Here is a 12217-nt window from a genome sequence, read left to right as displayed (position 1 = left end):
AGCAGTCGTGAAATCAAGCGACTCGGTGGGTCAGGTAAACCGGGTACACAGGGTTTACGACTGCTGCGCAGCCGCACGCAGCCTCGCGGTGCTCGACAGCTGCTACGGGTTTGGCGGTGCTTGTGGTAGCGACTATGGACCTGCGGCGCAGCACGTTACAGATTCAGCTAAATGCTAAAAAGCCGTATCAGACGGCGGCTGATCACCGCAGGCTTTCGCTTTATCTGATCCGCATAAACTCGGTTTTTCTGAGTCTGTTTTGTTTCCGGCGGGGTTTCTACAGTGGGCGACATGCCAGTCCGGGTGGCCTGGCAAGACTTTGCAACCGTGGAAGCATTGACCATGAGCACAGCAAAAATCGGACAGGCCTATAACTACAAGGTCGTCCGCCAATTCGTCGTGGCAACCGTGGTATGGGGTGTCGTGGGGATGGCGATGGGGGTGTGGATCGCCTCGCAACTGGTGTGGCCGCAGATGAACCTCGACCTGCCATGGACCACCTTCGGCCGCTTGCGGCCCCTGCACACCAGCCTGGTGATTTTCGGCTTTGCCGGCAGCGCGCAATTCGCCGCCAGTTACTACGCGGTGCAGCGTACCTGCCAGGTGCGGTTGTTTTCGGACAAGCTTGCCGCGTTCACTTTTTGGGGTTGGCAATCGGTGATCGTGGTGATGCTGATCACCCTGCCGCTGGGCTACACCACCACCAAGGAATACGCCGAGATCGAATTCTCCGGCGCGGTGTGGATGACGGTGGTATGGGTCGCTTACGCCATCGTGTTTTTCACCACCGTGGTGCAGCGCAAGACCAAGCACATTTACGTCGGCAATTGGTTCTTCGGCGCGTTCATCGTGGTGATCGCGATGCTGCACGTGGTCAATCACCTGGCGATTCCGGTGGACTGGTTCAAGTCCTATCCGGTGTATTCCGGGGCGACCGACGCTATGGTGCAGTGGTGGTACGGCCATAACGCCGTAGGCTTTTTCCTCACCGCCGGTTTCCTCGGGATGATGTACTACTTCGTGCCGAAACAGGCCGAGCGTCCGGTGTATTCCTATCGCTTGTCGATCGTGCACTTCTGGGCGCTGATCACCCTATACATCTGGGCCGGTCCGCACCACTTGCACTACACCGCACTGCCGGACTGGGCACAGTCGCTCGGCATGGCGATGTCGCTGATCCTGCTGGCACCGAGTTGGGGCGGGATGATCAACGGCATGATGACGCTGTCAGGGGCCTGGCATAAATTGCGCACCGACCCGATCCTGCGCTTTTTGGTGTTGTCCCTGGCCTTCTACGGGATGTCGACCTTCGAAGGGCCGATGATGGCGATCAAGACAGTCAACGCCCTCTCCCACTACACCGACTGGACCATCGGCCACGTCCACGCCGGCGCTTTGGGTTGGGTGGCGATGATCACCTTCGGCTCGCTGTACCACATGATCCCGAAAGTCTTCGGTCGCACGCAGATGCACAGCATCGGCCTGATCAACGCGCACTTCTGGCTCGCCACTATCGGCACGGTGCTGTACATCGCCTCGATGTGGGTCAACGGCATCACCCAGGGCTTGATGTGGCGTGCGATCAACGATGACGGCACGCTGACCTACTCCTTCGTCGAAGCCTTGCAGGCCAGCCATCCAGGGTTCGTGGTGCGCTTCGCCGGCGGTGTGTTTTTCCTCAGCGGCATGTTGCTGATGGCGTACAACACCTGGCGCACCGTGCGGGTGTCGGACGTCACAATGGCCGAACGCGACGCGCAGATTGCCTGAGGCAAAAGGCTTGAGATGATTGAGGTCGTGCTGAATGTGTTGGGCGTGACGGGGCTTTGGCTGGCGGTTGAATACTGCCTGAAGCATCAGACGGCAGAGAGTCTGGATGAAGCCAGTCTGATTCCGTTTGCCGATGACCCGGAGGCGGCGCGACGGGTGGAGTTGGCGACGGGCAAGTCGGTGAAGGCCGTAGCGCCTGAAGAGTTGAAACACGGCTGGGGAAATCTGGAGGTTTGATGCAGCCCATGTGGGAGCAAGCTCGCTCCCACAGGGGTCTGTGTCAGGTCAGAGGATTCAGCTGCGCTCTCTAGGAATCAGGCTCTGCAACTGCTGCGCCAAAAAGTTCGCATCAAAGGCAAAGGTATCCGGGTCTTTCAAGCCATTGGTCTTGCGCCATTGCCAGCTACTGGACGGCGGCAGGCACACCAGCGAAATGCTGCCATAGCGCGCGGCCGTCAGGCCCATCACGGCCAGTGAAATCTGCCCCCCGGCACCCATCACATCCGGCACAAACTCCACCGGTTTACCGGCAATCACAATCGTCAGCTTCTCGGTCTTGAAGTTTGACGTCTCGACCGGAACGCTCGGCCCCGAGGCCACATAGGCCTCGCGGCTCACCTCGAGCAGATTCGGCGCCTGGACCGGTTCCAGCCATTGCTGGATCTGATCGAACAGCTCACCAATGCGCGTCGCCCACACGGCCGATTGCGACTCGAACAGTTGCTTCTTGTGCGCTTCGCTTTCTGCGTAATGGCGAAGCATCTCACCCAGTTGCTGTACGTCGTCCATTGCGGTGTTCCTTTGGTTGAAGCAGTGCTGCGGAAATCAATCATGGCAGATGCCAGCCACCGACGTACGACAAAGCGGCCGTGTGGGCGCCAATTAACGATGGACGAAAACGACGCGCGGTTGCTTTTTAAGGGGTTTACTCCCCTCTACCTGTCAGATGTGACAGTAGCCAGCGTTTGCCCGTTGGTGTTTGATGATCCGGCAGTTGACGTAACGAGAAAGCTCACTTTCCACAGCCAAGGATCGCCACTAATGAGCAACCAAACTTTAAAGATAGACAGGGTGATGATACCGGGATGGACGACGCCTGTAATTCATCCGGACGATCCCCAGGGTGGCATCGACCTGTCCCTTGTCAAACCTGCCGGCGTTCAAGTTTTGGTCGATCCTTGGACCAACATGGACGAATACGACACCGCAAAGCTATTGCTTAATGACCTGCCCACGCCTGTCGCCTCCGAAACTATCAAGCCGGGCGACGTAGGCAAAAGATTCACGCTGGATCTGCCTGGTGGATTTCTGCAGGACGGTATCAACCGGATTCGCTTGGAAGTCAAACGTGTCGGTCAGGAACCTGAAACATCGGAAGACCTTGTCGTGCTCTTCAACACCCCTCGCCCTGGCGGTGAAGTGACGGGGTCCGGGGACAATCCTTATCTTGTCATGACACTCCCTGCTGACGTTATTGCCAACGGTGTGGATGCCAATCGCGCCGCTCAAGGGGTAGATGTCACACTCAAGTACCCTTATATGCGAGCGCACGACAAAATCACTCTCGATTGTGATGGCCACACCGTCCTTCATACAGTGACAGCTGCACAAGCTGCTACCGGCACAATAGTAATAAAGCTGTTCGCAGATGCGTTCAAAATCGATAATCCTCGTTTCGCAATGCGCTTGCGAGGCGTTGATCAAATCGGAAACTCTACCGGCCCGCAGGCGATTTGGTCGAAAACGACTTACATAGATGTGCACCTCAAACAACCGATTCTGGATCTGAAGCCGCCCAAAGTGCTGGAAGCCAAGGAACAGAACGGCACCGTATTAAACTTTGAAAAAGACTTTTATGAGGCCAAGTTTGCGACGATCGAGGTCAATTTCATCGGTTCCGCTCAGGGGCAAACTGTCAAAGTCTATTGGCTCGGGCGCAACTCGACGTATGGCAGTGAGATTCAAACTATCTCTCATGCAGGGCAAACCCTGAGGTTTCTGGTCCCCAGACTGGAAGTTGTTGATTGTATTGGTACTGGTGCGGAGGTCAGTTACACCGTCAGGCTGCCAGGTACGACCGAGGATTTGCCTTCTGAAGATTTACGCATCAGGGTCACCCACCAAAAGCATCACCTTCCAGAACCCACGCTTTCCTCAGACAAACTTAACATCAGGGCGTATTACCCCACATTGGATGGCGATTACAAAGTACGCCTTGCAATGTTTGGCAAAGTCACTCGCTACAGTGAAGAGTTCAACATTATCCAGCCGTCTTACACCAATATAGCGGTCCCCCGGTCGTGGCTGACTGAAAATAGTGGCCTCCCGGTCATGTTCAACTGCACGCTTAAAAAGACCGGCACCAATGAACCGCTTATTTTCTCATGGTGTTTGAGAATTACCTTATAGCCGCCTATGCAGAGCCGCTCTAGTCAAATAGTACAAACAAATTAAACGTGCTATTGAAGCCGGCACTTCGGCGTCGGTTTTCACCAGGGGATTGTCATGCTTAAAATAATCGGATTTCTTTTATTCGCATTAATAGCGGGCTGCAGCCATCTCGATCGACATTCAGAAAATGAAATCGGCGCCACCAACAACGCCAGCACGAAAAACGGGACCACTATCGCAACACAACTTAATACGCTTTACAGCAGAAAATTTACCAACTGCAACAAATCAGATTCACAACCTGCATTTCTGTGTTCGGGCGTCACACTCAGAGTTACGGTAAAGGACCCGAACAACCAATATAAAGTATGGGATCCCAGCCCCACGTCGATAAAAAGTGGTGGTGTTTCGTTCTCTTACCTAAGAGCGGATACCAACTTTGGACGACTGGCCTGGGGCTACGGTAATGGTTTTATCCTGTACCCCATCTTTGAAGCACCCGCCGACAAGATCGACCTGGACTATTTGTGCTCGTACCCGATGGATGCGTGGACCTGGACCCGAAGCACAACGGCAGTCTGTGTCGCCCACCCCACTTATCCCGCTCAAAGCCAGATTTGCCATAACGCCAGCGTGTCCACTGCTGAACAATGGAAAGCCGTATGGGATTTACCCGGTGGCACTCCAAACCAGCGCTCATGTGGTTTCGACGTCAACGATGATCGCAATGCATTGGCGGGGCCCGCGTTCTATCAGTCTGTCAGAGCGAAATCCCTGCTGGGTGCCAAGGGATTCAGCGAGCATAACGAAGTACTGATCAAGACCTGGACAGCAGGTCGCCCAAACACATTACCGATCATGGCGTTCTTCTTTGTTGCTGGTGGAACTAACGCGGGTCTTGCCGACGCTCAGTACAATCAAAGAGATTTCTATAATTCAACCAACCCGAAGATCGTGGTACCGATCATTCGGCTCACACCTCCCGACAGCGCAAACGGTACCGCGACGTTTACCTACGTCGCCGCCGATCAGGCGGTGACTCAATGAACACTCTAACGTCGCGCTCTTTTCGTACGAGACTGAACGTTATCCGTCATACCCTGTTAGGCGTTGGGTTGATGTCGACTTTGAGTGCATCCCTGTATGCGCAAAATAGAACTGACCCGCCTGGCAGTTACATCCTTACAGTGGAGCGCTGTGTGAAATACGTGGAAGGTGCACAGTGGATTTATCGGGACTATGAGTGGTCTTTTCTATTACACCCACACCATGTGCGAGGCGGACACCGCCAGAAGGGACGCCCTACCTGTGGGACGAACTCACCCGCGACTATTCCAACAGCCGCTATTGGAACAACACACATGGCATGCGCCATCAATTGATTTGTCATCTGGCGATAGCAAGAGACAAACCGCAATGGAACCTGGAACCGTGGCGACCTGATGTGGGGTATGAGAAGACGTTGGCCGCCGGGTGCAACCATGTCATCCCCTTGCCTGAAAAGGCACCATGACACTTCTCCGAAAGATGAGCGTTACAGTTTATTTTTCACTGGCATCTGCCCTTGAACACATCGAAACTCCCAAGCCAAGCCTGTCAATGCAGGCCATAGCTTGAGGAAAACCAATGCGCACCATCGGCCTAATCGGCGGCATGAGCTGGGAGTCCAGCGCCGAGTATTACCGTCTCATCAACCAACAGGTCCGGGACCGGCTCGGGCCTTTGCGTTCGGCGAAATTGCTAATGTACAGCGTCGACTTTGGCCCTGTCGAACAGGCCCAGCACGCCGGTCGCTGGGACGATGCAGCGGCGATTCTGGTGGATGCGGCGCGCAGGCTGGAAGTCGGCGGTGCCGATTGCGTGGTGCTGTGCACCAACACCATGCACAAAGTGGCCGGGCAGATTCAGGCCGCGATCAGTATTCCGTTTCTACACATTGCCGACCCGGCAGGTCAGGCTGCCGTCGAGGCTGGCGCGTTGAAGATTGGATTGCTCGGCACAGCGTTCACCATGGAGCAGGATTTCCTCAAGGAACGCCTGACCTCAATGGGGCTGACCGTACTGGTGCCGGAGGCCGATGAACGACAAGCCGTCCACCGGATCATCTATGACGAGTTGTGTGTCGGGGTGATCAGCGAGGCATCACGCAAGGTGTATCAGCAAGTCATCGAATCGCTGACCATACGTGGCGCCCAGGCAATCATCCTCGGTTGCACGGAAATCGGCCTGCTGATCAAACCCGAGCACAGCGCCCTGCCCTTGCTCGACACCACTGAGCTGCATGCACAGGCGGCGGTGGCATTCGCCTTGGTCGAGTGACTCAAACGGCCTTGGGTGTGCGACGCAGGCGCGCCATGCTCAAGGCATCCACCAGCGCACCATCACGCACGGCGTAGTCGCGAAAAAGCCCTTCGGTGTCGAAGCCGAACTTGCGATACAGCCCAATGGCAGCTTCGTTGTCGGCGTAGACCGAAAGTTCGAGCCGTTGCAGGTTCATCCAGTTGTCGGCGATGTCCAGCGCCGCCGCCAACAGTTTCGAGCCGACGCCCTTGCCCTGCCAGGCAACCGCGACGCACATGCCGAGATTGCCGGCATGGCGGCGGCGGATCCGTGAAAACTGCTCCAGGCCAATATTGCCGATGACCGTTCCTTGGTGCAGCGCCACCAGCTGCACCACACACTCGTTGTCCGAGGCCAGACGCTTGCGCCAGACTTCGGGGGATTGAAACGGCATTTGCAGCACCTGACGGGTAATGGCCGGGTCGTTGTAGAGCGCGGTAATGCTGTCGATGTGGGATTCGTTGAAACGTTCGAGGGTGATGACAGCGTCAGTGGCGGGCATGGGTGATTCATCCTTGAGACAGACATGGCTGCCCACTCTATACCGCTGAAGGTTGTTCGAACCACTCCCGCCGTTCATTGAAGGTGTTCTGGATCAGCTCGACGATCATCTGCACCTGCGCTGAACCCTCGGACTCGGCATTGACCGCCATCCACACCTCGCGCTGCATCGGTTGACTGAACAACCCCGGCAATTCAATCAGGCCGCGGTCGAAGCGGCTGATGTATCCGGGCAGCAGACCAATGCAGGCACTGCACCGGATCATCTCCAGCATCAGGTCATAGGAATGCAACTGCACCACCCCGGCCAGGCGCTGGTCCACGAGGGTATTCCACGGCCGAAAACAGTCGACCTGACGATCATGCTGCCATTGCACCAGCAGGAAGTCCGACAGGTCATCGAGGCTGTCAGGGCGGGACGCGACCCGTGAATAACGTTTGGCGATGTGGGGCAGGTAGTTGAGTCGTGCCAGACGCCGGGGCTCGCTGACAGCAAAACTCGGACCTGGCAGCGGTGAATCGGTGCCGGCCAGCCACAGCACCACATCGGCGCTGACCGCTTGCAGTGAGAGTTCGCTGTCCAGGGTGATGATGTCCAGCCGCACGCTGGCGTTGCGCCGCAACAAGGCAACCAGATCACGACCGAGAATGTCATGCAGGATCGATTCGGCGACGGCCAGGCGAATCAACGGCTGTTCGATCACCGGCAATTCGCGCTCGTGGGCCAGGGCAATCAACTGCGATTGCAGCTGTAATCCGTCACGACTGAGGGCAACGCCATTCTCTGAATGGCTGAATAGCGAACACTGGAATTGCGCTTCAAGCTGCGCCAATTGTTTGCGCAACTGGGTGGCCTTGATGTTGAGACTGCGGGCTGCCTGCATGAAACAGCCGCAACGGGCACTGACCCGAAAAGACTGCGCCAGCACCGGATCGATGCCTGCCGCCAGAGTGCGCCAGGATGAGGTTTTTTCTACGGGCGAGCGGTACTCGGCAACTCGCTGACGATCGGTGGTTTCCATGAATCGCATCGCTGACTCCCTGTCGATCTGTCCTTGAAAGCCTCATCCTGCGCAGGGTTTATGAACCTGATGTGACACTCGATGCGGAAAATCGATTCAGCCTCCTGGGGTTTGCCGAAAACTCACCGCCAAGCGATTCCAGCTGTTGATGGTGGTGACGGCGATGGTCAGGTCGACCATCTCGCCTTCGTTGAACTGCTCCCGGGCCTGCGCGTAGACCTCGTCGGGCACATGGTTTTCAGAGAGCAAGGTGACGGCTTCGGTCCAGGCCAGCGCCGCGCGTTCGCGAGGGTTGAAGAAGCCGCTGTCACGCCAGACCACGATCGAATACAACCGACGGTCAGTCTCGCCCAGGCGCCGGGCATCCACCGAGTGCATGTCGGTGCAGAAGGCGCAGCCATTGAGTTGCGACGCACGGATTTTGATCAAGTGCAGCAAGGCCGGTTCGATGCTGAGGTTGCTGGTCAACGCCTCCATGGCAATCATCGCTTTCATCGCTTTGGGCGATGCGCTGTAGTAATCCAGGCGGGCGTTCATGGCGTGACCTCGTGGATCGAATGTGTGCCCCTCAAGGTAGGCGTTGATACGCAGGCGTTACAGATCCAATTCTGCGAAATACCCGTGGACCACTCAGGCACCAGACCAATCGGAGGTTTTTCGCCCACGCAACTTTTGCGCAGGCGCTCATGCGGGTAATCTGGCCCGACGCACACGCGCCTCAATCGCCCCAGGAGCCTCGCCGGTATGGAACTTCACGTTGTCATCAACGGCCGCAAGGACCTGGCAGGCCAGTTGTACAACCAACTGCGCAGCGCCATCGAATCCGGCCGTCTGGCAGCTGGGACGCAGCTACCGCCCAGTCGTTTACTCGCTGAACAACTGGGCATTTCCCGCAAGACCATTTCCGACACCTACACGCAACTGACCTACGAAAACTTCCTCACCGGGGTCATCGGCAAAGGCACCTACGTCAACGCCCGACCGGCGAAAATCACCCGTAAACAGAGCCATTCGGAGTTGGCCAGTGCCGAGGTAATCGAGTCCTGGCGCAACCTGCCGGTGTTCCTGCGCCATCCGACGCTGGAAGGCTCGTTGCGCTATGACTTCATCGGCGGCGCCACCAGCAAGGGCCAGTTTCCCCAAGATGACTGGCGGCGCTGCACCGCTCACGCCATGCGCCAGATCACCGCGTCCAAGGGTTTCTACAGCCTGCCTGAAGGCTTGCCGGCACTGCGCAACGCGATCGCCCGGCACATCGCGTTTTCCCGCGGGGTCAATTGCCAGGACGAAGACGTGGTGGTGTGCAACGGCGCGCAACAGGCGCTGGACCTGATCTCCCGGGTGCTCATGCGTCCCGGTAGCATTGTCGCCATGGAAGACCCCGGCTATCCGCCCGCACGCCTGTTGTTTGGTACCCACGGGGCCACAGTGATCGGCGTCCCGGTGGATGCCGAAGGCATTCAGGTGGACAAGATCCCCCTTGGCACCCGGCTGATTTACGTCACCCCGTCCCACCAGTTCCCGCTCGGCATGCCGATGAGCCAGGCGCGCCGGGTGGCGCTTCTGGAGCGGGCCCATGAGTTGGGTGCGATCATCATCGAGGACGATTACGACAGCGAATTCCGCTACGAAGGCCGACCCACTGACTCGCTGCAAAGCATGGACGAACGCGGTATCGTCGCCTACGTCGGGACCTTTTCGAAAACCCTGCTGCCGGAGTTGCGACTGGGGTATGCGATCCTGCCACCGGCGATTCTCGAAGCGGTCATTCGCGCCAAGCAGCTCACCGACTTGCACACCTCCACCCTGCCCCAATGGGCACTAGCCAAGTTCATCGCCGAAGGCTGTCTGCTCAAGCACATCCGGCGCTGCCATACGATCTATGCCGGGCGTCGTGAGCGGATCCTCGAGCGCATGGCCGGCGATCTTTCCCCGTGGCTCGAGGCGGTCCCGACCACCGCCGGGTTCCACATGGTGGTTATGTGCAAAGTGTCTATCGATATTCCATTGGTGATCGAACTGGCGAAAAAGGTCGAAGTGGGGGTATATCCCATCGACAGTTTTTTCTATCAGCAAGCGCCGCAGGCCGGACTTTTCCTCGGTTTTGGCGCCATTGAAACCCTGGACATCGACATTGCCCTGGACCGCCTGCGGGACATTTTGCAGCAGGTTGCCTGACAGATTGGTCTGCGTTTTTATCCCGCGATTGGCTATTGGTGGTCCGGGGATGCAGGCCTATCCTGCATAAGCGTTATCCCTCAATGAGCAGGACTCGTCCGGCCTGATTCAGGAGTGTGAGCAATGTCCAACGAAGTGATCAATACCGTTAGGGTGCAGGCCGCCGCCGGCCGCTCGGACGAACTGGGCAAGCAACTGCAAAAGATTGTCGACACCCTGCGCGAACTACCGGGCTGCGATTCCTATATGGTCGACCGCTGCCCCGAGGACGGCAACCGCTGGACTGTCAGCGCCCGCTGGCAATCGGAAGCGGCCATGCAAATGCATTTCAACTGCCCTGAAGTACAAGGCTTTATCGGCCTGATCGACAGCCGCCTGGCCAACGCCGTCGATTTCAACAGCTTTCCTATCGTTTAAAAATTAGGTCGCCGTCTTCGGCCACTCCTACAGGGCAATGGGTACCCCTGCAGGAGTGGCTGGAGGCGGCGATCTTGTTTTTTCAACGTGCATGATTGGTCCCCTCGCCTTCACGAAAATTGGCTGTTTGTTTGGCACTGGCCGAGACTTACTGTGGTCCCTGACACTAACCACAGCAGGTGATACCCATGAAAGCCTTCCGCTACTGTGCTGCCCCCCTTGCCGCCCTGGCCCTGACCTTTTCCGCCGCGGCATTCGCCCACGACCCTTCGGAAAAAGTCACCATTCTGCAGGACGAAATGCTGCAAAACGTGCCGGGCAAAAAAGCGTTGATGATCGAAGTCGACTACAAACCCGGCCAATCGTCCATCGCCCACAAACACGAGGGCACGGCCATGGCCTACGTCCTTTCGGGCTCGATAACTTCTCAAGTAAAGGGTCAAAAAGCGATCACCTACAAGGCTGGCGAATTCTGGTACGAACCGGCGGGATCGGAACATTTGGTCTCGAAAAATGCCAGTGCAACCAAGCCAGCCAAACTGTTGGTGTTCATGGTGCTGTCCCCGGACGAAAAAGTATTGATCCCATTGGAAAACTGATAGCTGAACTCGCAGCCATAAATAATCAGGCCCGAACTACGAGTTCGGGCCTCTTTATTTCCAGGCGTCATTAACTGGAAACGTTTAAACCAAATAAAACTATTGATCACACAACAAGTACAGATGTTGGCCATTTCAATCAGTCACGACAGGTTTAGTCTGGAATTAGCGCCGACACCCTCCGGCCTATTAACTTTCCGACTCAAGTTGTTTCACGGGAGAAACACCATGAAACTTGCACTTGTCAGCACCTTGACGATAACGGTTCTTTTGACCGGCTGTTCAATACCCACTGCACCGAAGGCTGTTTCTTCGCTCGACGGCATTTTCACCGAGCCGGTGGGCCGCAGCAGCGCCACGCATGTCACCAATGGCAGCAACGTTTCCCTGGGCGTCGTCTACAGCCGCAACACTCAGACCAACCGCGCCTACCTGCAGGACTACCAGGCCAACGCCGGCACCGGTTTCGGCCAGAGCTTGCTGGTGCAGTCGATTCACGATGCCTACGTCGCCACCTCCAAACCGGACCTTGCGGTGGACTGGGTCAAAGCATCGTTGCAACGTCAGTTTGGCTCGGTGACCGTGTACCCTGACATGCAAAGCCTCAGGGCCGCTAAACCGGACGTGGTCGCCGTCGTAGACACGCGCAGTCAATTGATGACATCGCGCAGTTCGGATATCAGCGCGGATGTCAGCGCAGAGTTCTACGATACAAACTTCAACTACATTGGGAGTGCACAAGGGCATGACGCTAAAGAGCTGAGTCCGTTATGGGCGGACTATAAACGCAGTGAAGAGATAGTTGCCGATATAAATGAACAACAGGACGTGCAAGTCAGAGCCTTGAAAAAGTTTGACCAGTCGCTCAGTAATTTATTGACCAGGCCGACAGATAAAGTGTCGATGACCGATAGCACAACAGGTCAGAAGTTGTATTAAGGCTCGCGATAGGGCCCTATCAGACCCAACAAAAACAACGCAAAAAAAAGCCCCGCAACT

13 protein-coding genes are annotated in these 12217 nt (G+C 56.7%); 9 read left to right on the top strand and 4 right to left on the bottom strand.

All coding sequences use genetic code 11. The features are described 5' to 3' along the window. Positions 1 to 342 precede the first annotated feature (342 nt). The gene (gene ccoN / locus MO767_RS23880; RefSeq protein WP_282482516.1) at positions 343 to 1770 is read left to right on the top strand and encodes a cytochrome-c oxidase, cbb3-type subunit I; all 1428 of its coding nucleotides are present in this window, start codon (positions 343 to 345) and stop codon (positions 1768 to 1770) included. A 15-nt stretch (positions 1771 to 1785) separates the two neighbouring features. After that, on the top strand, positions 1786 to 2007 hold the full coding sequence (locus MO767_RS23875) for a cbb3-type cytochrome c oxidase subunit 3 (RefSeq protein ID WP_282482515.1): 222 nt from the start codon (positions 1786 to 1788) through the stop codon (positions 2005 to 2007). Between the two features lie 57 nt (positions 2008 to 2064). On the opposite strand, the gene MO767_RS23870 is transcribed toward MO767_RS23875, so the two are convergent. Beyond that, entirely contained in the window at positions 2065 to 2559 is a 495-nt protein-coding gene (locus MO767_RS23870) for a hypothetical protein (RefSeq protein WP_282482514.1), read from the bottom strand. 42 nt (positions 2560 to 2601) lie between these two features. Between MO767_RS23870 and MO767_RS23865 the strand changes: the two genes are divergently transcribed. The 3 genes from MO767_RS23865 (at position 2602) to MO767_RS23855 (ending at position 6480) form a co-directional block, all read left to right on the top strand. Next, the gene (locus MO767_RS23865) at positions 2602 to 4179 is read left to right on the top strand and encodes a hypothetical protein (protein WP_282482513.1); all 1578 of its coding nucleotides are present in this window, start codon (positions 2602 to 2604) and stop codon (positions 4177 to 4179) included. A gap of 96 nt (positions 4180 to 4275) precedes the next feature. Beyond that, a complete protein-coding gene (locus MO767_RS23860; protein ID WP_282482512.1) occupies positions 4276 to 5208 on the top strand; it encodes a halovibrin HvnC in 933 nt (310 codons plus the stop codon). A gap of 579 nt (positions 5209 to 5787) precedes the next feature. Then, positions 5788 to 6480, top strand: coding sequence for an aspartate/glutamate racemase family protein (locus tag MO767_RS23855; protein WP_282482511.1), 693 nt, complete (start codon positions 5788 to 5790; stop codon positions 6478 to 6480). A 1-nt stretch (position 6481) separates the two neighbouring features. On the opposite strand, the gene MO767_RS23850 is transcribed toward MO767_RS23855, so the two are convergent. From MO767_RS23850 to MO767_RS23840, 3 genes are all read right to left on the bottom strand, one after another. Beyond that, positions 6482 to 7003 (bottom strand): GNAT family N-acetyltransferase, encoded by a 522-nt coding sequence (locus tag MO767_RS23850; RefSeq protein WP_282482510.1) that lies wholly within the window; start codon positions 7001 to 7003, stop codon positions 6482 to 6484. 37 nt (positions 7004 to 7040) lie between these two features. Beyond that, positions 7041 to 8033, bottom strand: a complete 993-nt coding sequence (locus MO767_RS23845) for a LysR family transcriptional regulator (protein ID WP_282482509.1) — start codon at positions 8031 to 8033, stop codon at positions 7041 to 7043. 87 nt (positions 8034 to 8120) lie between these two features. Continuing rightward, a complete protein-coding gene (locus MO767_RS23840; RefSeq protein ID WP_282482508.1) occupies positions 8121 to 8561 on the bottom strand; it encodes a carboxymuconolactone decarboxylase family protein in 441 nt (146 codons plus the stop codon). Between the two features lie 207 nt (positions 8562 to 8768). Here MO767_RS23840 and MO767_RS23835 point away from each other — a divergent pair, with 207 nt between their 5' ends. From MO767_RS23835 to MO767_RS23820, 4 genes are all read left to right on the top strand, one after another. After that, positions 8769 to 10202 carry a PLP-dependent aminotransferase family protein gene (locus MO767_RS23835; RefSeq protein WP_282482507.1) on the top strand — a complete coding sequence of 478 codons (1434 nt, stop codon included), beginning with the start codon at positions 8769 to 8771 and terminating at the stop codon, positions 10200 to 10202. Positions 10203 to 10325: 123 nt separating this feature from the next. Beyond that, the gene (locus MO767_RS23830) at positions 10326 to 10619 is read left to right on the top strand and encodes an antibiotic biosynthesis monooxygenase family protein (protein WP_282482506.1); all 294 of its coding nucleotides are present in this window, start codon (positions 10326 to 10328) and stop codon (positions 10617 to 10619) included. Between the two features lie 188 nt (positions 10620 to 10807). Continuing rightward, positions 10808 to 11218, top strand: coding sequence for a cupin domain-containing protein (locus tag MO767_RS23825; RefSeq protein ID WP_282482505.1), 411 nt, complete (start codon positions 10808 to 10810; stop codon positions 11216 to 11218). A 228-nt stretch (positions 11219 to 11446) separates the two neighbouring features. Further along, positions 11447 to 12157, top strand: coding sequence for an ATPase (locus MO767_RS23820; RefSeq protein ID WP_282482504.1), 711 nt, complete (start codon positions 11447 to 11449; stop codon positions 12155 to 12157). Positions 12158 to 12217: the final 60 nt, after the last annotated feature.

The organism is Pseudomonas sp. UYIF39 (assembly GCF_029963765.1).
In the GTDB taxonomy this organism is placed as follows: domain Bacteria; phylum Pseudomonadota; class Gammaproteobacteria; order Pseudomonadales; family Pseudomonadaceae; genus Aquipseudomonas.
This window is presented reverse-complemented; position numbering and strand designations above follow the sequence as displayed.